At 68.0% G+C, this 23363-nt stretch carries 24 protein-coding genes; 19 read left to right on the top strand and 5 right to left on the bottom strand.

All coding sequences use genetic code 11. The features are described 5' to 3' along the window. Positions 1–147: 147 nt before the first annotated feature. Positions 148–1137 carry a GAF domain-containing protein gene (locus AC3IPM_RS11325; protein ID WP_489299940.1) on the top strand — a complete coding sequence of 330 codons (990 nt, stop codon included), beginning with the start codon at positions 148–150 and terminating at the stop codon, positions 1135–1137. Here AC3IPM_RS11325 and AC3IPM_RS11320 read toward each other — a convergent pair whose 3' ends face one another. Continuing rightward, positions 1138–1368 (bottom strand): DUF1653 domain-containing protein, encoded by a 231-nt coding sequence (locus AC3IPM_RS11320; protein ID WP_489299939.1) that lies wholly within the window; start codon positions 1366–1368, stop codon positions 1138–1140. It abuts the gene before it with no gap. A gap of 126 nt (positions 1369–1494) precedes the next feature. On the opposite strand from AC3IPM_RS11320, the gene mntR reads away from it, so the two are divergent. The 4 genes from mntR to AC3IPM_RS11300 all read left to right on the top strand — a co-directional run bounded on the left by mntR (position 1495) and on the right by AC3IPM_RS11300 (position 4078). Continuing rightward, positions 1495–1953, top strand: coding sequence for a manganese-binding transcriptional regulator MntR (gene mntR, locus AC3IPM_RS11315; protein WP_489299938.1), 459 nt, complete (start codon positions 1495–1497; stop codon positions 1951–1953). Beyond that, on the top strand, positions 1946–2470 hold the full coding sequence (tadA, locus tag AC3IPM_RS11310; protein ID WP_489299937.1) for a tRNA adenosine(34) deaminase TadA: 525 nt from the start codon (positions 1946–1948) through the stop codon (positions 2468–2470). The genes mntR and tadA overlap by 8 nt, the downstream gene beginning before the upstream one ends. Before the next feature lie 113 nt (positions 2471–2583). Continuing rightward, on the top strand, positions 2584–3153 hold the full coding sequence (gene orn / locus AC3IPM_RS11305; protein WP_489304111.1) for an oligoribonuclease: 570 nt from the start codon (positions 2584–2586) through the stop codon (positions 3151–3153). Between the two features lie 58 nt (positions 3154–3211). Then, positions 3212–4078 carry an EcsC family protein gene (locus AC3IPM_RS11300; RefSeq protein WP_489299936.1) on the top strand — a complete coding sequence of 289 codons (867 nt, stop codon included), beginning with the start codon at positions 3212–3214 and terminating at the stop codon, positions 4076–4078. On the opposite strand, the gene AC3IPM_RS11295 is transcribed toward AC3IPM_RS11300, so the two are convergent. Then, positions 4075–4989, bottom strand: a complete 915-nt coding sequence (locus AC3IPM_RS11295) for a LysR family transcriptional regulator (protein ID WP_489299935.1) — start codon at positions 4987–4989, stop codon at positions 4075–4077. The genes AC3IPM_RS11300 and AC3IPM_RS11295 overlap by 4 nt on opposite strands. Before the next feature lie 110 nt (positions 4990–5099). Here AC3IPM_RS11295 and AC3IPM_RS11290 point away from each other — a divergent pair, with 110 nt between their 5' ends. Both AC3IPM_RS11290 and AC3IPM_RS11285 read left to right on the top strand, forming a co-directional pair. After that, positions 5100–6401, top strand: coding sequence for an SGNH/GDSL hydrolase family protein (locus tag AC3IPM_RS11290; protein WP_489299934.1), 1302 nt, complete (start codon positions 5100–5102; stop codon positions 6399–6401). A gap of 3 nt (positions 6402–6404) precedes the next feature. Next, positions 6405–7520 (top strand): alkene reductase, encoded by a 1116-nt coding sequence (locus AC3IPM_RS11285; RefSeq protein ID WP_489299933.1) that lies wholly within the window; start codon positions 6405–6407, stop codon positions 7518–7520. A gap of 2 nt (positions 7521–7522) precedes the next feature. Here the strand turns inward: AC3IPM_RS11285 and AC3IPM_RS11280 are convergent, their stop codons facing one another. Further along, positions 7523–8419: a mechanosensitive ion channel family protein gene (locus AC3IPM_RS11280; RefSeq protein WP_489299932.1), complete on the bottom strand. Its 897-nt coding sequence runs from the start codon at positions 8417–8419 to the stop codon at positions 7523–7525. Positions 8420–8548: 129 nt separating this feature from the next. Next, the gene (gene ppsA, locus AC3IPM_RS11275) at positions 8549–10927 is read right to left on the bottom strand and encodes a phosphoenolpyruvate synthase (protein WP_489299931.1); all 2379 of its coding nucleotides are present in this window, start codon (positions 10925–10927) and stop codon (positions 8549–8551) included. Between the two features lie 144 nt (positions 10928–11071). On the opposite strand from ppsA, the gene ppsR reads away from it, so the two are divergent. The 3 genes from ppsR to AC3IPM_RS11260 all read left to right on the top strand — a co-directional run bounded on the left by ppsR (position 11072) and on the right by AC3IPM_RS11260 (position 13028). After that, positions 11072–11893 (top strand): posphoenolpyruvate synthetase regulatory kinase/phosphorylase PpsR, encoded by an 822-nt coding sequence (ppsR, locus tag AC3IPM_RS11270; protein ID WP_489299930.1) that lies wholly within the window; start codon positions 11072–11074, stop codon positions 11891–11893. Between the two features lie 67 nt (positions 11894–11960). Beyond that, on the top strand, positions 11961–12473 hold the full coding sequence (locus AC3IPM_RS11265; protein ID WP_489299929.1) for a DUF1249 domain-containing protein: 513 nt from the start codon (positions 11961–11963) through the stop codon (positions 12471–12473). A gap of 66 nt (positions 12474–12539) precedes the next feature. Next, the gene (locus AC3IPM_RS11260; protein ID WP_489299928.1) at positions 12540–13028 is read left to right on the top strand and encodes an NUDIX hydrolase; all 489 of its coding nucleotides are present in this window, start codon (positions 12540–12542) and stop codon (positions 13026–13028) included. Between the two features lie 19 nt (positions 13029–13047). Here AC3IPM_RS11260 and AC3IPM_RS11255 read toward each other — a convergent pair whose 3' ends face one another. Beyond that, complete coding sequence (locus AC3IPM_RS11255) at positions 13048–13692, bottom strand: class I SAM-dependent methyltransferase (protein ID WP_489299927.1); 645 nt, start codon at positions 13690–13692, stop codon at positions 13048–13050. Between the two features lie 416 nt (positions 13693–14108). Here AC3IPM_RS11255 and AC3IPM_RS11250 point away from each other — a divergent pair, with 416 nt between their 5' ends. The 9 genes from AC3IPM_RS11250 to AC3IPM_RS11210 all read left to right on the top strand — a co-directional run bounded on the left by AC3IPM_RS11250 (position 14109) and on the right by AC3IPM_RS11210 (position 23354). Further along, entirely contained in the window at positions 14109–14723 is a 615-nt protein-coding gene (locus AC3IPM_RS11250; protein WP_489299926.1) for a CDP-alcohol phosphatidyltransferase family protein, read from the top strand. Between the two features lie 46 nt (positions 14724–14769). Continuing rightward, a complete protein-coding gene (gene phaE, locus AC3IPM_RS11245; RefSeq protein WP_489299925.1) occupies positions 14770–15819 on the top strand; it encodes a class III poly(R)-hydroxyalkanoic acid synthase subunit PhaE in 1050 nt (349 codons plus the stop codon). Then, the gene (gene phaC, locus AC3IPM_RS11240) at positions 15816–16886 is read left to right on the top strand and encodes a class III poly(R)-hydroxyalkanoic acid synthase subunit PhaC (protein ID WP_489299924.1); all 1071 of its coding nucleotides are present in this window, start codon (positions 15816–15818) and stop codon (positions 16884–16886) included. The genes phaE and phaC overlap by 4 nt, the downstream gene beginning before the upstream one ends. Next, positions 16883–17251, top strand: coding sequence for a YfeK family protein (locus AC3IPM_RS11235; RefSeq protein ID WP_489299923.1), 369 nt, complete (start codon positions 16883–16885; stop codon positions 17249–17251). Before phaC ends, AC3IPM_RS11235 begins: the two co-directional genes overlap by 4 nt. 89 nt (positions 17252–17340) lie before the next feature. Then, positions 17341–17544: a PspC domain-containing protein gene (locus AC3IPM_RS11230; protein ID WP_489299922.1), complete on the top strand. Its 204-nt coding sequence runs from the start codon at positions 17341–17343 to the stop codon at positions 17542–17544. Then, positions 17541–17981, top strand: coding sequence for a hypothetical protein (locus tag AC3IPM_RS11225; RefSeq protein WP_489299921.1), 441 nt, complete (start codon positions 17541–17543; stop codon positions 17979–17981). Before AC3IPM_RS11230 ends, AC3IPM_RS11225 begins: the two co-directional genes overlap by 4 nt. Positions 17982–18166: 185 nt before the next feature. Then, positions 18167–18382, top strand: a complete 216-nt coding sequence (locus AC3IPM_RS11220) for a hypothetical protein (protein WP_489299920.1) — start codon at positions 18167–18169, stop codon at positions 18380–18382. Between the two features lie 190 nt (positions 18383–18572). Continuing rightward, positions 18573–20939, top strand: coding sequence for a Tex family protein (locus AC3IPM_RS11215; RefSeq protein ID WP_489299919.1), 2367 nt, complete (start codon positions 18573–18575; stop codon positions 20937–20939). A gap of 264 nt (positions 20940–21203) precedes the next feature. Further along, positions 21204–23354, top strand: coding sequence for a PAS domain S-box protein (locus AC3IPM_RS11210; RefSeq protein ID WP_489304110.1), 2151 nt, complete (start codon positions 21204–21206; stop codon positions 23352–23354). Positions 23355–23363 lie beyond the last annotated feature (9 nt).

The following is a 23363-nucleotide window of genomic DNA, read 5'->3' as shown; positions in this document are numbered from 1 at the left end:
GGTTTTTCATCACCGGCCGACAGGGCCGGTGATGGACCGAGCGCCGGCCCGGTCTCGACGCTTCATGCGACAATTCCCCACGATGCCGCCACTGGGGTGCGCACGACGTCGCAGGCCCGGGATGCCGGGGTGCTGCCAGGGAATGCGATGCACACAGGTTCTGGGTTTCCCACCGTCATCGGGTTTGATCTGCCGGGCCTGCAGGACGGGCCGACCCCCGCGCGGGTGATCGTCAGTGCCTTGCTCGATGCGGCACCGGCCGAGGACTGGATGCGCATGCTCGACCGCCTCGCCTGGCCATCGTTGCGCTTGGACCATGGGGTAGAGCAGCTACGGCTGGTAGGCGAGGGGATCCACTTCGTCGGCGACATCCAGGATGCGCGCGAGTTGTCGGCCTCGGTGCGGGCGCTGTTCGACCAGGTCACCGCCAAGGCGCTGGACCGCCGGCTGCTGGCCTTGCAGGACCCCGATCATGATGCGCTCGGGCCAGCTCCGCTGCCTGCGCCGATCGAGGTCTCGCGCGATCCACGCGTGGCCGACGTCGCCGCGCTGCTGGCCTTGCCCGCACTGCCCGGGCTGCTGGCACTGACCAGCACCCTGATCGGCATGCGGTTCGTGGCGGTGGCGCGGGTCAATGCCGAACGCTGGACCGCCTGCGCGGTCCACGACCTGCTCGGTTTCGGGCTGATGCCGGGCCAGGACCTGGTGCTGGAACAAACGATCTGTGACGAGATCCGCCAGCACGGGCAGACGGTGCAGTTCGATCAGGCCAGTACCCATCCGGTGTTCTCGACCCATCCGGTGCCGGCGATGTACGGGTTCGAAAGCTACCTGTCGGTGCCGCTGCGGCGCCGTGATGGCAGTCTGTTCGGCACGCTGTGCGCGCTGGACCCGAACCCCTCGCAGCTGGATGCGGTGACCATCGCCTGCGTTGAACTGATGGCCGCCTGGGTCGGTGCGCAGCTGGAGCTGGAAGAGACCCCGGCTGCCACCGCGCCGCAGGCCGCGCTGACCCTCCGTGCCGCCTTGCAGGCCGTGGCCGAACAGGCGCGCCGGATTGCCGCCAGTGCGCCGACACCCTCGGCGCTGCGCGACAGCGCATTGCGCATCGAAGCGCTGAGCGTGCTGCCGGACTAGTCAGTCGATGCGTGCGAAGCGCGGCTGCAGCTGGCCGTCGACCTCGACCTGGGCGATGAACATCGCATACGGGCGCACCCAGCTGCCCACATCCGCATCGAGCGGGCGGTACAGCACCATCGGCTCCAGGGATTCGCTGTGGCGGACCACGCCCAGGACTTCGTAGTTGCCGCCCTTGAAGTGGCGGTAGTGGCCAGGGGCGATCTCGGGCAACGGGGACAGGTCGGACATGGGCGGTTCGTGGGTGAACAGGGCCGGCGATTATCGCGCAGTGGCCGCGCCACCGCGATTTCAGGCCGCTGGGGTAAACTCTAGGCCTGCCGCAGCCTTCGCCAGCGGCCGCCTGTTGGAGCCCGCATGACCGTTTCGCCCCGTAAACCCGCCGCCCCGTTGATCGACGCCCAGGTGCATGTCGAAGGGTTCGTGCAGGTGCGCGAGGCGCGCCGTTCGGAGCTGGTGGAGGATTACGTGGAGCTGATCGCCGACCTGATCGCCGATGGCCGCGAGGCCCGCCAGGTCGATATCGCGACCCGGCTGGGGGTGGCGCAGCCGACCGTGGCCAAGGCGCTCAAGCGCCTGGTCAAGGAAGGCTGGGCGATCCAGCGGCCCTACCGCGGGGTGTTCCTGACCCCGGCCGGTGAGCAGCTGGCGGTGGAGATGCGCGCGCGTCACCAGACCGTGGAACGCTTCCTGCTCGCGCTGGGGGTGGACGCGGATTCGGCGCGTCGTGATGCCGAGGGTATCGAGCACCATGTCAGCGAGGCCACCCTGGCCGCGTTCGAGGCGTTCGTGCGCAAGGCCAACGGCCATGGTTGAACGGCTGCCACCGCCGCCGCCGCTGGGCGTGCCGGTGCACGACCACGATGAGCACTGGATGCAGCACGCGCTGGCCCTGGCCGCGCGCGCCGAGCGCGAGTTCAACGAAATCCCGGTGGGCGCGGTGCTGGTCAGCGCCGAGGGCACGGTGCTGGGCGAGGGCTGGAACCTCAACATTGCCGACCACGACCCCAGCGCGCATGCCGAGATCGTGGCGATGCGCCAGGCCGGCCGCGCGATCAGCAACCATCGGCTGCTCGGCAGCACGCTGTACGTGACCTTGGAGCCGTGCGCGATGTGCGCGATGGCGCTGGTGCACGCACGCGTGGCACGGTTGGTGTACGCCGCCAGCGATCCCAAGACCGGCGCCTGCGGCAGCGTGTTCGACCTGGTCGGTGACCCGCGCCACAACCACCGCGTGGAAGTGCACGCCGGGGTGCTGGCCAAGGCGGCGAGCACGCGCCTGACCAACTATTTCCGCGCCAAGCGCGGCAAGCCGCCATTGCTGCTCGAATAGCCGCGCGCGTCCTGCACGGTTCCGCGACAGGACGATGACGTGATGGCGGTATCATGGCGACCTTTCCACACCCGGTTGGCGCTGCGGCGGCAACCCCTGCACAAGGCGACGACATGGCCGACAACGGCGCAGAAGGCGAACGACTGATCTGGATCGACCTGGAAATGACCGGTCTGGATACCGACAACGATGCGATCATCGAGATCGCCACCGTGGTCACCGACGCGCAGTTGAATGTGCTGGCCGAAGGCCCCGAGTTCGCCATCCATCACCCGGTGGAACGCCTGGAAGCGATGGACGAATGGAACCGTACCCAGCATCGCCGTTCGGGCCTGTGGCAGCGTGTGGTCGACAGCCAGGTCACGCTCGGCCAGGCCGAGGCGCAGACGGTGAACTTCCTGGCGCAGTGGATCAAGGCCGGCGCTTCCCCGATGTGCGGCAACTCGATCTGCCAGGACCGCCGTTTCCTGCACCGCGAAATGCCGCGCCTGGAGAAGTACTTCCACTACCGCAACCTGGACGTGTCCACGGTCAAGGAACTGGCCAAGCGTTGGGCGCCGGCCGTGGCCGCCGCGGTCGGCAAGACCGCCAGCCATACCGCGCTGAGCGACGTGCATGATTCGATCGCCGAGCTGCGCCATTACCGCCAGTTCATGGGCGCGCTGTCGGGCCTGCCGGCCTGACCCACGCCGGGCGCGAAACGCACATTCCGTTCAACCAGGCGGCGCTATGATCGCGGCCATGAACGAGATCGCCCGCAGCACGCCACCGCCGCTGGAAACCCATATCCTGCCGACGTCCCAGGACTGGCAGGACCTGCAACGCGCGGTGGCGTTGCTGGAGTCGCCGACGCTGACCGCCAAGATGGCCGGGATGGTGGGCGCGCCGCTGGAGTTTGCGGTGAACAAGCTGCCGCAGGTGGTCTCCAAACGCATCCATGGGGCGGTCGAGGCGGCCTTGTTCAAAGCCGCGCAGGCCGCGTTGTGGAGCATGGACAACGCACCGGGCAAGGCCGCGTCCACGCGCTGGCACAAACTGGCCGCAGCCACCTCCGGTGCGGTGGGCGGCGCGTTCGGGTTCACCGCGCTGTTTGTGGAACTGCCGCTCTCGACCACGATCATGATGCGCGCGGTGGCCGATGTGGCCCGCAGCGAGGGGTTCGACCTGCGCGAGATGAGCACCCGGCATGCCTGCCTGGAGGTGTTCGCGCTGGGTGGCAATTCCAGCAAGGACGACGCCAGCGAAACCGGCTACTACCTCACCCGCGGGTTCACCGCCGAGGTGATGCGCCATCTGTCGGCCGAGCTGGCCGGGCGGGCGGCGGGCGGTGGCGGGATGATGATCGGGTTGTCGCCCAAGGAAGCCGGCAAGTGGCTGGCCAAGATCGCCGAGAAGGTGGCCGCGCGCTTCGGCGTGGTGATCACCGAAAAGTTCGCCGCGCAGGCCGTGCCGGTGATCGGCGCGGTCACCGGGGCCACGCTCAATACGATGTTCACCGACTACTACCAGGACATGGCGCGCGGCCACTTCATCGTGCGCCGACTGGAGCGCACCTACGGCTTCGAGACGGTACGTGCGGCCTATGCGCTGCTGGCCGAAGAGCGCTAGTCCGCGGGGGTGATGCGCACGTGTTCGGCCAGGTAGTCGAGCAGGGCGCGCACCCGCAGGGGCAGATGGCCGCCCTGGCCGACGAACACGGCATGGATCTCTTCGATATCGCCGGGGTTCCAGTCCTCCAGCACCGGAACCAGCCGCCCGGCAGCGATGTCCTCGCGCGCCTGGAAGGCGGCCAGCCGGGTCAGGCCCAGCCCGGCCAGCGCCAGCCGATGCAACGCCTCGCCATCGCTGGCCTGCGCGTTGCCATTGGGAATGACAATGCGCTCGTCATCGCCACGCCGCAGCGGCCAGCCCGGCCGCGCCCGCAGGTGCTGGGTGTTGAGCAGGTTGTGCCGGGCCAGGTCATCGGGATGGGTCGGCAGGCCATGCTGCTCCAGGTAGACCGGTGAGGCCACCACCACCAGCCGGGTCTGGCCGAGCCGGCGTGCGACCAGCCGCGAGTCCTTCAGCGGACCGGCGCGAACGGCAACATCGGTGCGCTGTTCCAGCAGGTCGATCACCTCATCGCTGAGGGTGATGTCCAGGCTGACGTCCGGATAGTGGGCCAGGAAGCCCGGTGCCAGCGGAAGCAGGAAGTGGTGGCCGAAGGGCACGTTGGCGTTGATCCGGACCCGCCCGCGCGGGGTGTCGTGCACGCTGGCACAGCGCTCTGCCTCGTCCAGGTCGGCCAGGATGCGCACGCCGCGCTCGTAGAACGCGCAGCCTTCGGCGGTGAGCTGCAACTGGCGGGTGGAGCGGTTGACCAGCCGCGTGCCCAGCCGCTGCTCCAGGCGGGCGACCAGCTTGCTGACCGCCGAGGGGGTCATTCCGCAGGCGCGGGCAGCGGCAGAGAAGCCGCCGAGCTCGATGACCCGGGCAAACACTTCCAGTTCGCCGGCGCGGTTGACGTCGAGACGGGCCATGGGGGCTCCTTTGTTGAGTTCGGGGCACAAATGTTTTTCCGGAGGGCAGTCTAGTCCACGATGGTCCTTGAACTCATCATTCAATCCTCGATTGCCGATGAATTCCGCCCATGACCGTCCGCCACCCCGTTGTCGCCGCCGCGCTGGTCGCTGCCACCCTGCTGGTCGCGCCGCTGGCGTCCGCCGCTGCCGCCCCCGTTGCCTGGGTCGCGAGCTGGACGGCCAGCCCGCAGCCGGTGTGGGACGCGGCCTTCCTGTTCCCCAGCAACGTACCGGCGCAGCTGCACGGGCAGAGCGTGCGCCAGGTGGCGCGGCTGAGCGTGGGCGGTGGGCAGCTGCGGATCGTGCTCAGCAACGCCTATGGCGACGTGCCGGTGCAGATCGGCCGGGCCACCGTGGCAGTGACCGGCGAGGGCGACACGCTGGTGGCCGGCAGCCTGCGCGAGCTGCGCTTCGCCAATCAGCCGCAGGCGGCGATCGGCGCCGGTGCCAGCCTGGTCAGTGATCCGGTGGTACTGGCGGTGCCGGCCCTGGCCAAGGTCACCGTCAGCCTGTATCTGCCTGAGGCAACCGCACTGACCACCTTCCATTGGGATGGCCGGCAGACCGGCTGGATCAGCGCGGGCGACCAGACCGGCGCGCTGGCGCTGGACCGCGATGCCCCCGGCAGCCTGACCACCACGGCGCGTCCGCTGCTGAGCGGCATCGAGGTGGCGGCGACCGGTCCGGCCGAGGCCGTGGCGGTGATCGGCGATTCGATCAGCGATGGCGCCACCGCCAGCCTCGACCGCGACCAGCGCTGGCCGGACCTGCTGGCCGAGCGGCTGGCACCGCGCGGGGTGGCGGTGATCAACGCCGGCATTTCCGGTGGCCGCCTGCTCAGCGCAGGCATGGGCGACAGCGCGCTGGCGCGGCTGCAGCGCGATGTCCTGGGGCAACCGGGCGTGCGCAGCGTGATCGTGCTGGTGGGCATCAACGATATCGCCTGGCCGGGCACCGCCTTCGCACCCGCGCAGCCGCGCCCGACGCTGGCGGCGATGGTCGCCGGCTACCAGCAGCTGATCGCCCAGGCCCACCGCAGCGGCGTACGCGTGGTCGGCGCGACCCTGACCCCGTTCGAGGGCGCGCTGCCGGGCACGCCGCTGGACAACTACTACCAGCCGGAGAAGGAAGTGCTGCGCCTGCAGCTCAACCAGTGGATACGGCACGGCGGCGCCTTCGATGCAGTGCTCGATGCCGACGCGCTGCTGCGCGATCCGGCGCATCCGCAGCGCCTGCTGGCCGCCTACGACTCCGGCGACCGCCTGCACCCCGGCGATGCCGGCAACCACGCACTGGCGAGCGGCGTCGACCTCGACGCGCTGCTGCCGCCCCCGTCTTCGATCGACGCCCGTTTCCCCCGCAAGGACTGAATCATGTTGTTTTCCCCGTATCGCCTCGGCGCCCTGCGCCTGCCCAACCGTATCGTGATGCCGCCGATGACCCGCTCGCGGGCGGCCGATGGCAACGTCGCCACGCCACGGATGGCGCAGTACTACGCCCAGCGCGCCTCGGCCGGCCTGATCGTCGCCGAGGGCACCCAGATCAGCCCGCAGGGCCAGGGCTATGCCTGGACCCCGGGTATCCACGATGACGCGCAGATCGCCGGCTGGCGCGGCGTCACCGATGCGGTGCATGCCGCCGGTGGGCGCATCTTCGCGCAGCTGTGGCATGTCGGCCGCGTGTCCCACGTGGCGCTGCAGCCCGGCGGCGCCGCACCGGTGTCGTCCTCGGCGTTGCAGGCCGACGGCGTGAAGGTGTTCGTCGATGCGCAGGGCAGGGGGCCGCAGGCGGGTGTGGGCGAAATGCTGCAGCACTCGATGCCGCGTGCGCTCACGCTGGACGAAATCCCGGCGATCATCGAGGACTACGCGCAGGCCGCGCGCAACGCGATCGCCGCCGGTTTCGATGGCGTCGAACTGCACGGCGCCAACGGGTACCTGATCAACCAGTTCATCGATTCGCAGGCCAACGTGCGCACCGATGGCTACGGTGGCGCGCTGCAGAACCGGCTGCGTTTCCTGCGCGAGGTGACCGAGGCGGTGGCCGCGGCCATCGGGGCCGAGCGTGTCGGTGTGCGGCTGGCACCGCTGACCACGCTGCAGGGCGCGGTGGATGACACCCCGCAGGCGACCTACCTGGCCGCGGCGCACCTGCTGGACAGCATCGGCGTGGGCTACCTGCACATCGCCGAGGCCGACTGGGACGATGCGCCGGTGATGCCGGTGGCGTTCAAGGAGGCGCTGCGCCTACTCTATCGCGGCACCCTGATCTACGCCGGCAAGTACACCGTGGAGCGTGCCGAGGAGGCGCTGGCCAAAGGCTGGGCCGACCTGATCGGGTTCGGCCGGCCGTTCATCGCCAACCCGGACCTGCCGGCGCGGCTGCGCAGCGGTGCGGCGTTGAATGCGCCGGACAAGGCAACCTTCTTCGGTGGCGATGCGGCCGGGTTCACCGACTACCCCGTGCTGGAAGAAGCCGCCGAGGCGTAACGCTAGGCCTTGTCGCGCACCAGGGCGTCGGCACCGAGCGTGCTGCCGTCCTTGTTGTGCAGGTACAGGTGCATGTCCTGCTGCGGATACGGAATGTTGATGCCGGCCTTGTCATAGCCGAGCTTGAGCTGCTCGAGCAGGGTGACCTTGGTGCCGAACCAGTCGGCCGCCTTGACGTGGCAGCGGATGCCTAGGTTGATCGAGTGTGCGCCCAGTTCGTACACCACCACGTCCGGGGCGGGGCTGGCCAGCACGCGCGGCTCGGCCTGCATCAACCCCAGTGCAGTATCGCGGGCCAGCTGGATGTCGTCTTCGTAGCCGATGCCGATCACCAGCTCGACGCGGCGGGTGGGCTCGGCGGTGAGGTTGATGATCGGGGCGGCGGTGATCAGGGTGTTGGGAATGGTGGTGTGCTGGTTGTCCGCGCCGGTCAGCACGGTCTGGAAAATGCGCACTTCACGCACGGTGCCGGTCTGGCCGGCCACGGTGACCACGTCACCAACCCGGAACGGGCGCAGGGTCACCAGCATCACCCCGGAGGCGATGTTGGACAGCGAATCCTTCAGCGCCAGGCCCACGGCCAGGCCGGCGGTGCCCAAGACCGCCAGCAGCGGCGAGACCGGCACGCCGAGGGTGGCGATTGCCAGCACCACCACGATCACCAGCGCGGTGGCGTACACCACATTGCGCAGGAAGCTGCCCAGCATCGGGTCCACCCCGACCCGCGCGGTGGCGCGCGGCAGGATGTTGGACAGGCGGCGCGCCACCCACATGCCGATCAACAGCACCACCACCGCCGACAGCAGCGGCACGCCGTAGGTTTCCAGCAGGCGTTGCCAGTCCAGTGACTGCAGCCAGGTGGAAGAGGCGGGAGCAGCGGCGGGGGCGGTGGCAGACATGGGGTGATCCTGTAGAGCGGAGAATGCGGCGCAGCGAACGCCAGAAACGACAAACCCCGCATGAGCGGGGTCTGTCGAACGCTGCCAGTCTAGACCGGCAGCGATGAACGCGATGTCAGCGTGCGCCGATCACCCGTTGGCCTTGAGCTTGGCCAGGCGCAGCCAGGTGTCGACCACGGTGTCCGGGTTCAGCGACACCGACTCGATGCCTTCCTGCATCAGCCATTCGGCCAGATCCGGGTGATCCGACGGGCCCTGACCGCAGATGCCGACGTACTTGCCCTTGGCGCGTGCGGACTTGATCGCCATCGACAGCAGCTTCTTCACCGCCGGGTTCCGTTCGTCGAACAGGTGCGCCACGATCGACGAATCGCGGTCCAGGCCCAGGGTCAGCTGGGTCAGGTCGTTGGAACCGATCGAGAAGCCGTCGAAGATCTCCAGGAACTCATCGGCGAGCAGTGCGTTGGACGGCACTTCGCACATCATGATGATCTTCAGGCCGTTCTCGCCCTGCTTGAGGCCATTCTGTTCGAGCACCTCGACGACCTTGCGGCCTTCTTCCAGGGTGCGTACGAACGGGATCATGACCCACAGGTTGTCCAGGCCCATTTCATTGCGCACGCGCAGCACGGCCTGGCATTCCAGCGCGAAGGCGGCCGAGAAGCTCGGGTCGACGTAACGGCTGGCGCCGCGGAAGCCGATCATCGGGTTCTCTTCGTGCGGCTCGTAGTTGTTGCCGCCGATCAGGTTGGCGTACTCGTTGGACTTGAAGTCCGACAGGCGCACGATCACCGGGTGCGGCGCGACCGAGGCGGTCAGCGTGGCGATGCCTTCAGCCAGGCGGCCCACATAGAAGCTGACCGGATCGGCGTAACCGGCGATCTTCTCGTCGATCTTCTTCTTGGTGGCTGCATCCTGGCGGTCGTATTCCAGCAGCGCGTTGGGATGGATGCCGATGTGGCTGGCGATGATCATTTCCAGACGGGCCAGGCCGATGCCGGCGTTCGGCAGCTGGCCGAAGTCGAAGGCACGTTCCGGGTTGGCCACGTTCATCATGATCTTCAACGGCGCCGGCGGCATGTTGCCCAGATCGGTGGTGGTGCGCTCGAAGGCCAGGATGCCGTCGTAGATGAAGCCGGTGTCACCCTCGGCGCAGCTGACGGTGACCTGCTGGCCGTCCTGGATGAGGTGGGTGGCATTGCCCGAACCGACCACGGCCGGCACGCCCAGCTCGCGGGCGATGATCGCCGCGTGGCAGGTACGGCCACCGCGGTTGGTGACGATCGCCGAGGCGCGCTTCATCACGGGTTCCCAATCGGGATCGGTCATGTCGGCAATCAGCACGTCGCCGGGCTGCACGCGGGCCATGTCTTCCAGGGTGCGCACCACGCGTGCGGTACCGGCGCCGATCTTGGCACCTACGGCGCGGCCTTCGGCCAGCACCTTGCCGTTCTTTTCATTCAGCGCGAAGCGTTCGATCTGGGTGGCATGGCCACGCGACTTCACCGTTTCCGGGCGCGCCTGCACGATGAACAGCTTGCCGCTGACCCCGTCCTTGGCCCACTCGATATCCATCGGGCGGCCGTAATGCTTTTCGATCACCAGCGCCTGCTTGGACAGTTCCTGCACGTCCTCATCGCTGATGGAGAAGGTGTTGCGCAGGTCGGCCGGGGTGTCTTCGATGCGCACACGCTCACCGGGCACATCCGAATACACCATGCGGATCGCCTTGCTGCCCAGCGAACGGCGCAGGATCGCCGGCTTGCCGGCGCTCAGGGTGGGCTTGTAGACGTAGAACTCGTCCGGGTTGACCGCACCCTGCACGACCATCTCGCCCAGGCCGAACGAAGAGGTGACGAACACCACGTCGCGGAAGCCGGACTCGGTGTCCAGGGTGAACAGCACGCCGGAGGAACCCACGCCCGAGCGCACCATCAGCTGCACGCCGGCCGACAGGAACACGTCCTCGTGCTTGAAGCCGTGGTGGACGCGGTAGGCGATGGCGCGGTCGTTGTACAGCGAGGCGAACACTTCCTTGACCTTGTGCACGACATCGTCGGCACCGGTGACGTTGAGGAAGGTTTCCTGCTGGCCGGCGAAGGAGGCATCGGGCAGGTCTTCGGCGGTGGCCGAGGAGCGCACGGCCACGGCCACGTCGCCGCCGCCGTTCTCGCTGCTCAGCTTGGCGTAGGCGCTACGGATGTCCTGGTCCAGCTGCGCGTGCAGCGGGGCATCGATGACCCAGCCGCGGATCTCCTTGCCGGCAACGGTCAGGGCGGCCACGTCTTCCACGTCCAGCGTGGCCAGCTTGTCGAAGATGCGCTTGGACAGGTCGTTATGCGCGATGAAGTCCTTGAAGGCTTCAGAGGTGGTTGCATAACCGCCGGGGACAGAGACGCCAAGACCGGCGAGGTTGCCGATCATTTCGCCCAGCGACGAATTCTTGCCGCCTACGCGGGCCAGGTCGGCCAGGCGCAGTTCGTGCAACCACAGGATATTCTCGTTCAAGCGCGATGCTCCGTTTGGCCATCGCCCGAGGCGGGCTTGGATGGCCACGTCCGTAGGAAGAAGCCGATATGATGCCGGGCAGACCGCCGTCGGCACAAGCTTGTATCGACGGCCTTTTTAAGCTTCAGAGGGGTTAAAAGGCGCATGTCGACGATCCGTCCGGTGTTCTACGTGTCCGATGGAACCGGTATCACCGCTGAAACCATTGGGCATAGCCTGTTGACCCAGTTCTCCGGGTTCAGCTTCATTACCGACCGCATGTCCTTCGTCGATGACCCCGAAAAGGCGCGCGAGGCCTGTGAAAGGATCCGGGCGGCGGGGGAGCGCTACCAGGTCCGGCCGATCGTGGTCAGCTCCTGCGTGGACAGCGGGCTGAGCGTGATCCTGGCCGAAAGCGGCGGGCTGATGCTGGACGTGTTCGCCCCCTTCATCGAGCCGCTGGAGCGCGAACTGGCGGTCGACCGGCATTCCCGGGTGGGCCAGGCGCACGGCATGGTCGACTTCGAGACCTACCACCGGCGCATCAACGCGATGAACTTCGCGCTGACCCATGACGACGGCATCGCCATCAACTACGACGATGCCGACGTGATCCTGGTAGCGGTGTCGCGGGCCGGCAAGACCCCCACCTGCATCTACCTGGCCCTGCATTACGGGGTGCGGGCGGCCAACTACCCGTTGACCGACGAGGACCTGGAGCAGGACCGCCTGCCGCCCCGGCTGCGCCCGTACCGCAAGAAGCTGTTCGGGCTGACCATCGACCCGGACCGGCTGCAGCAGATCCGCCAGGAGCGCCGTCCGAACTCGCGCTACGCCAACCTGGAGACCTGCCGGCGGGAAGTGGCCGCGGCCGAGACCATGTTCCGCATGGAGCGCATCCCGACCCTGAGCACCACCCATACCTCGATCGAGGAAATCTCCAGCAAGGTGCTGGGCACGCTGGGGCTGCAGCGCGAAATGTATTGAGGGGCGTGCCCCTTTGGCCGGGGGCGGACCGCCCCCACGTTGGAGGATCAACGTGTAGGATCGACCCATGTCCCAGGCCTCGCCCCGCATCGAACGCATCCCCCGGCTCAGCCGCCTGAGCTGGCTGATGGGGCTGTATGCCGAAAACTACCAGCACCTGGTGCGGCTGTTCGCGCCGGCCGAGCTGGTCGCCGGCAGCTATGTGTCCTCGATCGGCGATGGGCTGGACGTGCGCCTGGACGTGATCGAGTGCCACCGCTACACGGTGGAGCTGCGCCTGACCTACACCTTTGCCGACCCGGTTACCGGCCAGCCCGATCCCTCGGCCTACGTGCGCCTGTACCGCGATGCGCGCCAGGCCGAAACCACCCACTGCTATGTGGGCCGTCGCTGGCAGGACGTGGTGGGCATGTACCCGCCGCCGGCCGAGCTGATCAGCCACCGCATGCGGATGAACACCTTTCTCGGCAAATGGCTGGAATACCTGGCCGAGCGTGGCCATGGCGTGGCCACGCTGCGCCGCGATGGCGATGCGCTGCCGGCCCCGGCCGATACCCACCGCAGCAGCGTCACCGGTTGAGCCCGGCCCAACCGGGCCGCGCGGATCGCGCATAATCGCGGTTTGTGTTCCGTGAGCCTGTGCGTCATGCCCTATACCCCGATCGTGGCCACCCTGGGCTACGTGCTGTCGCCGGACGGCAAGCAAGCATTGATGATCCACCGCAACGCCCGCCCGGGTGACCTGCACCTGGGCAAGTACAACGGCCTGGGCGGCAAGATGGAGCGTGACGAGGATGCCGCCGCCTGCATGCGCCGCGAGATCCGCGAGGAAGCCGGGATCGAGTGCGGCGCCATGCGCCTGCGCGGCACCATCAGCTGGCCCGGGTTCGGCAAGAACGGCGAGGACTGGTTCGGATTCGTGTTCGTCATTGATGACTTCACCGGCACACCACTGACCTCCAACCCGGAGGGCACGCTGGAGTGGGTGGATCTGGACAAGATTGACACCCTGCCGCTGTGGGAAGGCGACCGCAGTTTCCTGCCGCTGGTGTTCGGGGATGACCCGCGCGCCTTCCACGGGGTGATGCCTTACCGTGATGGCGCGATGCAGTCCTGGAGCTTTACCCGGCTGTAATGCCGGCCAGCGGCGGGGATTACCGGCGCGCGAGCAGCAGGTGGAAGTGCTTTTCCACCGCGCGGCCATCGTTGCTGGTTCCCATCTCGCGGTGGCTGCGCCAGCCGCACACCTGCAACCCGCTGACACGCAGCGCCTGTTCCACTTCGGCCAGGTCGTACAGGTGGAAGTGGTGCGCGGTGAAGGGCAGGCTGCGCATGAAGGCGGCATCGCCGAAGGCCAGACACAGCCGCCCGCCCGGGCGCAGCACGCGGGCCAGCTCGGTCAGTGGCGTGCGCAGGTCCGGCCAGAAGTACAGCGTGTTGACCGCCAGCACCGCGTCCACGCAGGCATCGGGCAGGTCCAGGGCCTGCGCATCGCCGAGCTGCACGCTGGCGCGCGACGCCAGCCCGGCCGCGGCCAGGCGCGCCTGCGCGGCATCGACCATGTCGGCTGAGACGTCCACGCCCAGATAGCGGCTGCCGGGGGCGCGCAGCAGGTCGGCAGCGAACGCCGCATTGCCGGGGCCGATCTCCAGCACGCGTTGGTGGGCGGCAACCGCCAGCAACGCGATCGCGGCGTGATTGAGCGCGCCGTTGCTGCGGTTCATCGATTCGGCGACCGCTAAAGCGTGTTCGCCATGAGGGTGCCGCAGTTGCGCGGCCAGGTGTTCGGGGGACAGCACGCAGGACTCCTGTCGCGGGGCGGGCAGGACCTGGCGGCGGCGGAGTCCACTGACCAGCGTAGCGCAAAAATCCGCAGGTCGAATCTGCCTTGGGCCGTCCAAATCATATTCGGTGATCAATTAATCACCAGCGTCGCGTCTATTGAGACTGAGTTGTCCACAGGGGGTGTGGATGACTGGTGCGCAACTTTGTGGATAAGCCCCGGCAGCCCCCGCCCACCCTCGCTGTCAAGATGGGTGGCCAAAAATTCACCGCTGGTCGTCGGCGCGTGAAGCCGGTGCGAATGCTGTCGCAGGCCGGTCGTGCTAGCGGCACCGGTCGATGGCGCCATCCTGCGGGTGGCGCAAGCCCGGCAGTCTGTCGCGGTTCGGGCCGCTCGCGGTACTCTCTTGCTACTGCCGTCTATAGATCTTCCATGAAACGTCATTTCTCGATGCTGCGCGAGTTCCACCTGGCGGACTGGTTCACCCTGGCCAACGCGTTCTGCGGCACCGGCGCGGTGTTCGCCGCCATGCGCTTCCTGCAGGATGGCGAGCGCAGCTACCTGCTGTTCGGCATGGCGCTGATCCCGCTGGCTTTCATCTTCGATGCGCTCGACGGGCGCATCGCGCGCTGGCGCAAATCCAGTTCCACCCTGGGCCGTGAGCTGGATTCGCTGTCGGACATCATTTCCTTCGGCGTGGCCCCGGCCGCGCTGGCCTACGCCTGCGGCATGCAGGGCGGCTGGGACTGGCTGGTGCTGAGCTACTTCGTGTGCTGCGGGGTCAGCCGGCTGGCGCGCTACAACGTCACCGCCGAGTCCCTGGCCGGCGATGGCGACAAGGTGCCGTATTTCGAAGGCACGCCGATCCCCACCAGCCTGGCGCTGGTGGTGGTGCTGGCGGTGGCGGCCAGCCTGGGCGCGATCGGCCAGGACCTGTGGCTGGGCCAGTGGCAGCTCGGCCCGTGGCAGCTGCACCCGATGGTGCTGCTGTTCGCCGCGTCGGGCTCGCTGATGATCAGCAAGACCCTGCGTATCCCCAAGCCGTGAGCGTGCAGCCGTCCATGTCCCTTACGTCCGTCCCCGGAACACGCGCATGAGTACCGCCGGCAGTGGCAGCAATGCAGGCGACTTCGAAGCGTTGTCGCGCCAGTACTTCAGTGCCTGGGGCGACGCCCTGCGACATGCCGGGGCCGCGCCGGGTCAGCCCGGTGCCGGGCAGGGCGACTGGCAGCAGGCCCTCGACTGGTGGGCGCAGCAGTTGCCCAATGCTGGCAGCAGCCCGGCCGATGATGCCGTGCGCCGCTTTCGCGAACAGGCCGGTGGCTGGTACGGCACCATGCAGCAGGTGGCCGCGCAGTTCGCCGGCCGCGATGCCAGCAGTGCTGATGTGGCCCAGGCCTGGCGGGCGGCGGTGGAAGGGCAGGGCGGTGGCCTGTTGCAGTGGATGCTGCAGGGCGCACGCGGCCACACCCAGGCCGGCGGCCCGGACCTGCTGAAGCTGCTGGAAAGCCTGCAACACAGCCTCGGCCCGTGGCTGGAGAGCCCGGCGTTCGGCCCGGGCCGCGAGCACCAGGCACGCTGGCAGGCGCTGCTGCGCGCCCAGCAGGAGTTCCAGGAACATTCGCGCGGGTACGTGGACCAGATCAAGCAGGCGCTGGACGATGCGTTCACCCTGTTCGAGCAGCGCCTGGCCGAGCACGAGCAGCCGGGCAACCAGCTGACCAGTGCGCGGGCGATGTTTGACCTGTGGATCGAGGCGGCCGAGGAGGCCTACGCCAAGGTCGCCCTGTCCGATGCGTTCCAGCAGGTCTACGCGGCATTGGGCAATGCCCAGATGCGCCTGCGCGCGGCGATCCAGCAGGAGATCGAGCGTGTCTGCGAAGCGATCGGCATGCCCACCCGCACCGAAATGGACGCCGCACACCGGCGGATCACCGAACTGGAACGGCTGGTGCGACGGATGGTGGCCGCGGTGCAGCCGACCCCTGCGCCGGCCGAGCCCAAGCCCAAGCCGGCCAAGCGCGCCACGCCGAAGCCCACGCCGAAGCCCAAGTCCGACAGCACGCCTGCTGCGGCACGCAACGCCGCCAAGCCTGCCGCGGCCAAGCCCCGCGCCGCCAAGCCCGGAAAGCCCCGCCCATGAAAGGCCCGCTGGGCTTCAACGCCGAAGACCTGCTGCAGGAAACCCTGGCGATGCAGCGCAAGCTGCTGGACGGGCTGAAGCTGCTGCCTTTGGTGGATGACGTGGACTATGGCGTCACCGCGCGCGAGGAAGTGTGGCGCGACGGCAAAGTGGTGTTGTACCGCTTCATCGGCGCGCAGGCACCGGTGCAGCGCACCCCGCTGCTGATCGTCTACGCGCTGGTCAACCGCCCGTACATGGTCGACCTGCAGGCCGACCGCTCGCTGGTGCAGCGCCTGCTCGCGCTGGGTCACGACGTGTATGTGCTGGACTGGGGCTATCCGGACCGCTCCGAGCGCTACCAGACCCTGGAGGACTACCTGCTGCGCTTCGTCGACGGCGCGGTGGAGCACCTGCGTGCAGGCAACGGCGGTGCACCGATCAACATGCTCGGCATCTGCCAGGGCGGTGTGTTCGCGCTGTGCTATGCCGCGTTGCGCCAGCACCACCTGGCCAACCTGATCACCATGGTCACGCCGGTCGATTTCCAGACGCCCGACAACATGCTGTCGCACTGGGCGCAGCGGGTTGATGTCGACCTGCTGGTGGATACGCTGGGCAACATCCCGGCGGACCTGATGAATGCCAGCTACCTGATGCTCAAGCCGTTCCGCTTGAACGTGCAGAAGTACGTGGGCCTGCTCGACATTCTCGATGACAAGGCAGCGCTGGAAGATTTCCTGCGCATGGAAAAGTGGATCTTCGACTCGCCCGACCTGGCCGGCGAGACGTTCCGCGATTTCATCAAGCAGTTCTACCAGGGCAACGGGTTGATGCGCGACGGTGTGCGCATCGGCGAGGCCACCGTGGACCTCAAGCAGGTGACCCTGCCGGTGCTGAACATCTACGCCGAACAGGACCACCTGGTGCCGCCGGATGCGTCACGCGCGATGCGCGGCCGGATCGGCAGTGCGGACTACACCGAAAGCAGTTTCCGCGGCGGTCACATCGGCATCTATGTGTCCGGGCGGGCGCAGCGCGAGGTGCCGGGTACCATCACCGATTGGTTGAAGGAACGATCGTCATGAACAATCTCCGTATGCTCGGCGTGGCCGCAGGCCTGCTTTGCGCCACCGCTGCCAGTGCCGCACCCAGCGACACCGCGCGCCGTGAGATCGCCGGGCTGATCGGCGCACTGGACGGCTCCCACTGCCGTTTCCAGCGCAACGGCAGCTGGCACGATGCCGCCGAGGCGCGCGCACACCTGCAGCGCAAATACGATTACCTGCTGAAAAAAGACAAGGTGGACACCGCCGAGCAGTTCATCGAGCGGGCCGCCAGCCAGAGCAGCATGAGCGGCAAGGCCTACCGGATTGCCTGCCCGGGCCAGCCCGAGCAGACCGCCGCGGTCTGGTTCGCGGCCAGGCTCCAGGCGCTGCGGCGTACGCCATAAGCCCCCGCGCGCATGCGCGGCCTGCACACCTGCCCACGTTAGGATCCGGCTCTTGTCAGGATTCCTGTCCACTGGAGGAGACCGCCGTCATGAATGCTGCACCGCGCACTCTGTCGCGCTCGCTCAACGACCGCATGATCGCCGGCGTCATGGGCGGTATCGCCCATCGTTTCGGCTGGAACCCGACCCTGCTGCGCGTCGTGTTCGTGCTGGTGTCGCTGGCCTCGGCCGCCTTCCCCGGCATCCTGGTCTACCTGATCCTGTGGCTGCTTATCCCCAACGAGGCCGATTGAACCTGCCGCCGCTGGCGCTGCGCGTCCTGCAGGGGCTGGGCGCGGTGTGGACCGCGCCCAACACCCTGATCGGCCTGCTGGCCGGGCTGGCCGGCATGATTGCCGGTGCGCGGCCGTCCTGGAATGGCCGCGACTGCGCCCTGGTGTTCCGTGACTGGCCCTGGGGCCCGGGCGGGGCGATCACCCTGGGCAACGTGATCCTGCATACCGGCCCGGTGCTGGACGTGCCGTGCCGTACCTATGCCCACCAGGCCGGGCACTGCACCGAGCCGGTGATCGGGCTGCATGACCATGAGCGCGCCCACGTCTACCAGTACCTGGTGCTGGGCCCGTTGTACCTGCCGGTCTATCTGGCCTGCGGCGGGGTGAGTGCGCGCAACCCGTTCGAACGCGCCGCGGACGTCTACGCGATGACCGGCCGTGGCTGGTGGCCGTGAGGCGACGCGCCGCGCAACACGGCGTTGTTATTCGCGCGTTAAATTCGCGTAAGTAAAACGTAGCCAACGCGACGTCATCTGCATGCAAACAAACGTTATTAGCCTGAATGACGAACCAGTCAGGTTCGGCGCGGTAAGCTGCACGCTGTTGTACACGTACGATGCTTTTTGGAGGAATACATCACATGGCGATTGTTCTTTATGTCGGTGGTAGCAAGGATGGCGACAAGGGCCTGGTGCCCCATGGCTTCAGCAAGTCCCGGGCCGATACCGATACGGGTCCGGAGATCTACACGGAGCGCTTCATGGAACTGCAGGGCATAGGCAAGGTACGGGTGATGGCGTTGGAATCGCTGCGCGATGACATCGTCCACCAGCGCACCGTGCACCACTACCGCTGAGTCTCAACGCGGCAGGGCGAAGGCGAGAGCCCGCCCACGTCGGCATCCCAGCCTCACGCCCGGATGCCGGCGTCCCCCCGGTTACCCCCCGCCGAGGCGACAGGTTATGCCCCCCCTGTCAACGGCTTTCCCCCGCGGCCCGGCGTTGCCACAATCGGGTCTTTCCGTAATGCGGCCCCGGCCGGAAGCAATGCTAGATATCAAGCTCGCACAGCAGATCGCCCAGACCATCGCCGATGAAATCGGTGCCCAGGCCGCCCAGGCGCGTGCCGCCATCGCGCTGCTGGACGAGGGCGCCAGCGTCCCGTTCATCGCCCGCTACCGCAAGGAAGTCACCGGCGGGCTGGATGACACCCAGCTGCGCAACCTGGAAACCCGCCTGACCTACCTGCGCGAGCTCGAAGACCGCCGCGCGTCGGTGCTGTCCAGCATCGACGAACAGGGCAAGCTCAGCGACGAACTGCGCAACGAGATTCTTGCCGCCGACACCAAGTCGCGGCTGGAAGATCTGTACCTGCCGTACAAGCCCAAGCGGCGTACCCGCGCGCAGATCGCGCGCGAAGCCGGCCTGGAGCCGCTCGCCGACGGCCTGCTCGCCGATCCCACGCGGGATCCGCAGGTGTTCGCGGCCGGCTTCGTGGATACCGACAAGGGTGTTGCCGACACCAAGGCCGCACTGGAAGGTGCGCGCGCGATCCTGATGGAGCGCTGGGGCGAAGATGCCGCGCTGGTCGGTGAGCTGCGCAGCTGGCTGGGCGAGGTGGGCGTGATTCGCGCGCGCGTGGTCGAAGGTAAGGAAGAGCAGGGCGCCAAGTACCGCGACTACTTCGAACATGCCGAATCGCTGGCGAAGATTCCCTCGCACCGGCTGCTGGCCCTGTTCCGTGCGCGCCGCGAGGAATTCCTGTTCCTGGAGCTCGACCCGGGCAGCGACGCCGAAGCCGGCCACCAGTACGGCGAAGGCCGGGTGGCGGTCAATGCCGGCATCCGCGATGCCGGTCGCGCGGGCGACCGCTGGCTGCTCGATGCGTGCCGCATGACCTGGCGCGCCAAGCTGCACATGCACCTGTTGCTGGACCTGTTCAACCAGGCCCGCGAGAAGGCCGAGGCCGAGGCGATCGCGGTGTTCGGCGACAACCTCAAGGACCTGATGCTGGCCGCCCCGGCCGGCCCCAAGACCGTTCTCGGCCTGGATCCGGGCATCCGCACCGGCTGCAAGATCGCCGTGGTGGATGCGACCGGCAAGCTGGTCGCCACCGACACCATCTACCCGCACGAACCGCGCCGGCAGTGGGACCAGTCGCTGCACACGATCAAGCAGCTGTGCGCGCAGCACAACGTGGAGCTGATCGCGATCGGCAACGGCACCGCCAGCCGCGAGACCGACAAGCTGGCCGGTGAGGTGATCAAGGCGCTGGGCGAGACCCGGCTGCAGAAGATCGTGGTCAGTGAAGCCGGTGCTTCGGTGTATTCGGCCTCGGAACTGGCGGCCAAGGAATTCCCCAACCTGGACGTGTCCATCCGCGGCGCGGTGTCGATCGCGCGGCGCCTGCAGGATCCGCTGGCCGAGCTTGTCAAGATCGAGCCCAAGGCGATCGGCGTGGGCCAGTACCAGCACGACGTGGACCAGTACCGGCTGGCGCGCGCGCTGGATGCGCGCGTGGAAGACTGCGTCAACGCGGTCGGTGTGCACGTCAATACCGCCTCGGCCGCGCTGCTCTCGCGCGTGTCCGGGCTGTCTTCGACGGTGGCCGAGAACATCGTGCGCCACCGCGACGACAACGGTCCGTTCAAGCGCCGCAAGGACCTGCTCAAGGTGCCGCGCCTGGGCGACAAAACCTTCGAGCAGTGCGCGGGCTTCCTGCGCATCGCCGACGGCGACCAGCCGCTGGATGCGTCTTCGGTCCACCCGGAAGCCTATCCGGTGGTCGAGCGCATCGTGGCCGCCACCGCACGCCCGATCAAAGCATTGATCGGCGACGGCAGCTTCCTGCGCGGGCTCAAGGCCGAACAGTTCACCGATGCCACCTTCGGTGTGCCGACCGTGCGCGACATCCTCAAGGAACTGGAGAAGCCCGGCCGTGACCCGCGCCCGGAGTTCAAGGCGGCGCGCTTCGCCGAGGGCGTGGAGCAGCTGAAGGACCTGCAGCCGGGGATGATCCTGGAAGGTGTGGTCAGCAACGTGGCCGCGTTCGGCGCCTTCGTCGACATCGGCGTGCACCAGGACGGCCTGATCCACATCTCGGCGCTGTCGGACACCTACGTCAAGGACCCGCGTGACGTGGTCAAGGCCGGCGACATCGTCAAGGTCAAGGTGCTGGAGGTGGACGTGGCCCGCAAGCGGATCGCGCTGACCCGTCGCCTGGACGACAGCCCGGCCCCGGCCAAGGCCCCCGGCGAGCGCGATGCCCGCCCGGCCGGTGGCGGGCGCCGCGACGGTGGCGGCCCCCGTAATGCCGGCCGTGGCCCCGCACCGGGGCCGCGCCCGGGCAGTGCCGCGCCCCCGGCCAACAACGCCCTGGCCGACGCCTTCGCCCGGGCCAAGCGCGGCGACTGAGGGGCGTCCGCTGCCTGAAAAGGGCCGCCGCGAGGCGGCCCTTTGCGTTTCCAGGCCGGACGGCACTTCTGGTTTGACTCTGGTTTGATCACACTTCCGGTCCACTACCCCGTAGGGTAGGGCAGGCGGGGGAGGCCAGATGACCATGCACCACTCAGGATCGGGGCAACCGATGCGGCGCAACGCCGTCGATCGCACGTGGGCGCAGCCATGAGCCACGATGCGTCGCCTGGGCAGGAAAGTGTCGCCGCCGCGCTGCGCGCGATGACAGACCAGCACCGCCGGCTGGAAATGATCATCGAGGGCATTGCCGCCGGGACCTGGGAATGGAACATCCAGGCCGGGCAGATGCAGGTCAATGAACGCTGGGCGCAGATTGTCGGCTACAGCCGCGAGGAGCTGGCGCCGATCACCCCGGAGACCTTCTTCCGGCTGGTCCATCCCGACGACCTGGCCCAGTCCAACGCGCTGCTCAAGGAGCATCTGGAGGGGCGCTCGCCGCACTACGACAGTCTGTGCCGGATGCGCCACAAACGCGGCCACTGGATCTGGGTGCAGGATCGTGGCCGTGTCTATGAGTGGGACGCGCACGGTCGCCCGCTGTGGATGGCCGGTGCGCATGCCGACGTCACCGACCTGCAGCAGGCGCGCCAGGACGCGGCCAACATGCGCCAGCGCCTGCAGGCCGTGGTGGATGCCTCCGATGAGGTGGCGGTGATCGCCACGGATATCGACGGCATCGTGACCCTGTTCAACACCGGTGCGCAGAAGCTGTTGGGTTACAGCCCGGAGGAAGTGATCGGGCGGGTCAACCCCGGCCTGTTCCACGACGTGGAGGAAATGCAGGCCTACCTGCAGTCCGAGCGCGACGCCGACGGGCGCCTGCCCACCATTTTCGAGGCACTCACCGCACGCGCGGCGCAGGGCACCTGGTCGCACCAGTGGACCTTCGTGCGCAAGGACGGCGGCCGCCGCCAGGTGCGCCTGTCGATCAGCCCGCTGGACGGCAACGATGGCGGCCGGATCGGCTATGTCGGCATGGCGGTGGACATCACCCCGATGCTGGAAGTGCGCGAGCAGGCCTACGTGGCTGCCGAGAAGTTCGCCGGTGCGTTTTCCTCGGCAGCGCTGGGCATGGCGCTGGTTTCGCTGGAAGGCCGCTGGCTGGACGTCAACGATGCGCTGTGCGGCATCCTCGGCTATACCCGCGCGGAGCTGCTGGAGATCGACTTCCAGACCTTGACCCATGCCGATGATCTGCACACCGACCTGGCCCTGGTCGGTGACCTGCTCGCCGGGCGGCGCGACCACTACCACATGGACAAGCGCTACCTGGGCAAGGCCGGCAACATTGTCTGGGGCCGGTTGTCGGTCTCACTCGTGCGCGCGGAAAACGGCGAGCCGCTGCACTTCGTTTCGCAGATCCAGGACGTCACCGCGCAGCGCCAGAGCGGCCAGCAGCTGCGCGAGTCCGAGCGGCGCACCCGGGTCACCCTGGATGCGGTGGCCGACATGGTGCTGACCCTGGACCTGGGCGGGCAGATCCAGTACGCCAATGCCGCTGCCACCCGTGCGCTGGCGGGCGAGGGCGCGGCGCCGCTGACCGGTGGCCAGATCCAGGACGTGATGGAGCTGACCACCGAATACGCGCCGCGCTCGCCGCTGGACATCGCGGTGCTGCTGGACCCGGAAAGCAATGCGGTGGACCTGCATTCGGATCTGCTGCTGTCGGTCGGCGCGCAGCTGTTGCCGGTGGACGTGACCCGCGCCTGGTTGCGCGACGAAGACGGCCGCAGCAGCGGGGCGGTGTGGGTGATCCGTGACGTGACCCAGCAGCGTGCCCGCCAGCGCGAGGCCCGGCATCTGGCCGAGGTCGATCCGTTGACCGAGCTGAGCAATCGGCGCGGTTTCGAGGCCCATCTTCAGCAGGCGATCACCCGCGTAGCGCGGACCGGGCAGTCGGCCTCGCTGATGTTCATCGACCTGGACAACTTCAAACCGATCAACGACAGCCACGGCCACCTGGCCGGTGACGCCATGCTGTGGGCGGTGGCCAACGTGCTGCGCCACGGCGTGCGCGACTCGGACATCGTGGCGCGGTTGGGCGGCGACGAATTCGCGGTGATCCTGGCCGGCTGCTCGCTCAAGCGTGCGCGCCGCATCGCCAGCGACCTGCTCGAATCGGTGCGCGGGCTCACCATTCCCTGGGACCTGCAGCGGCTTGGCGTCGGTGCCAGCATCGGCATCGCCGCGGTAGCCGGGTCCATGAGCGTGGACGATGCGGTAGCCGCCGCCGATGCCCAGTGCTACCGCGCCAAGGCGCTGGGCAAGAACAACGTGCAGGTGGAAAGCCAAGCCGGCGCCACCGCCGATCCGCTCGATGCGGTGGAGAGCAACGAGGGCGGGGAGGGCTGAGGCGACCGA

It is taken from the genome of Stenotrophomonas sp. GL_111 (genome assembly GCF_057835245.1).
This window is presented reverse-complemented; position numbering and strand designations above follow the sequence as displayed.

Coding starts and splice junctions, on each gene's coding strand:
- phaC (WP_489299924.1), top strand. CDS start 15,816: ATGAAAGGCCCGCTGGGCTTCAACGCCGAAGACCTGCTGCAGGAAACC.
- AC3IPM_RS11285 (WP_489299933.1), top strand. CDS start 6,405: ATGTTGTTTTCCCCGTATCGCCTCGGCGCCCTGCGCCTGCCCAACCGT.
- AC3IPM_RS11260 (WP_489299928.1), top strand. CDS start 12,540: ATGCCCTATACCCCGATCGTGGCCACCCTGGGCTACGTGCTGTCGCCG.
- AC3IPM_RS11215 (WP_489299919.1), top strand. CDS start 18,573: ATGCTAGATATCAAGCTCGCACAGCAGATCGCCCAGACCATCGCCGAT.
- AC3IPM_RS11230 (WP_489299922.1), top strand. CDS start 17,341: ATGAATGCTGCACCGCGCACTCTGTCGCGCTCGCTCAACGACCGCATG.
- mntR (WP_489299938.1), top strand. CDS start 1,495: ATGACCGTTTCGCCCCGTAAACCCGCCGCCCCGTTGATCGACGCCCAG.
- ppsR (WP_489299930.1), top strand. CDS start 11,072: ATGTCGACGATCCGTCCGGTGTTCTACGTGTCCGATGGAACCGGTATC.
- AC3IPM_RS11300 (WP_489299936.1), top strand. CDS start 3,212: ATGAACGAGATCGCCCGCAGCACGCCACCGCCGCTGGAAACCCATATC.
- AC3IPM_RS11320 (WP_489299939.1), bottom strand. CDS start 1,368: ATGTCCGACCTGTCCCCGTTGCCCGAGATCGCCCCTGGCCACTACCGC.
- AC3IPM_RS11265 (WP_489299929.1), top strand. CDS start 11,961: ATGTCCCAGGCCTCGCCCCGCATCGAACGCATCCCCCGGCTCAGCCGC.
- phaE (WP_489299925.1), top strand. CDS start 14,770: ATGAGTACCGCCGGCAGTGGCAGCAATGCAGGCGACTTCGAAGCGTTG.
- orn (WP_489304111.1), top strand. CDS start 2,584: ATGGCCGACAACGGCGCAGAAGGCGAACGACTGATCTGGATCGACCTG.
- AC3IPM_RS11280 (WP_489299932.1), bottom strand. CDS start 8,419: ATGTCTGCCACCGCCCCCGCCGCTGCTCCCGCCTCTTCCACCTGGCTG.
- tadA (WP_489299937.1), top strand. CDS start 1,946: ATGGTTGAACGGCTGCCACCGCCGCCGCCGCTGGGCGTGCCGGTGCAC.
- AC3IPM_RS11325 (WP_489299940.1), top strand. CDS start 148: ATGCACACAGGTTCTGGGTTTCCCACCGTCATCGGGTTTGATCTGCCG.
- AC3IPM_RS11290 (WP_489299934.1), top strand. CDS start 5,100: ATGACCGTCCGCCACCCCGTTGTCGCCGCCGCGCTGGTCGCTGCCACC.
- AC3IPM_RS11250 (WP_489299926.1), top strand. CDS start 14,109: ATGAAACGTCATTTCTCGATGCTGCGCGAGTTCCACCTGGCGGACTGG.
- AC3IPM_RS11235 (WP_489299923.1), top strand. CDS start 16,883: ATGAACAATCTCCGTATGCTCGGCGTGGCCGCAGGCCTGCTTTGCGCC.
- AC3IPM_RS11210 (WP_489304110.1), top strand. CDS start 21,204: ATGACAGACCAGCACCGCCGGCTGGAAATGATCATCGAGGGCATTGCC.
- AC3IPM_RS11220 (WP_489299920.1), top strand. CDS start 18,167: ATGGCGATTGTTCTTTATGTCGGTGGTAGCAAGGATGGCGACAAGGGC.
- AC3IPM_RS11295 (WP_489299935.1), bottom strand. CDS start 4,989: ATGGCCCGTCTCGACGTCAACCGCGCCGGCGAACTGGAAGTGTTTGCC.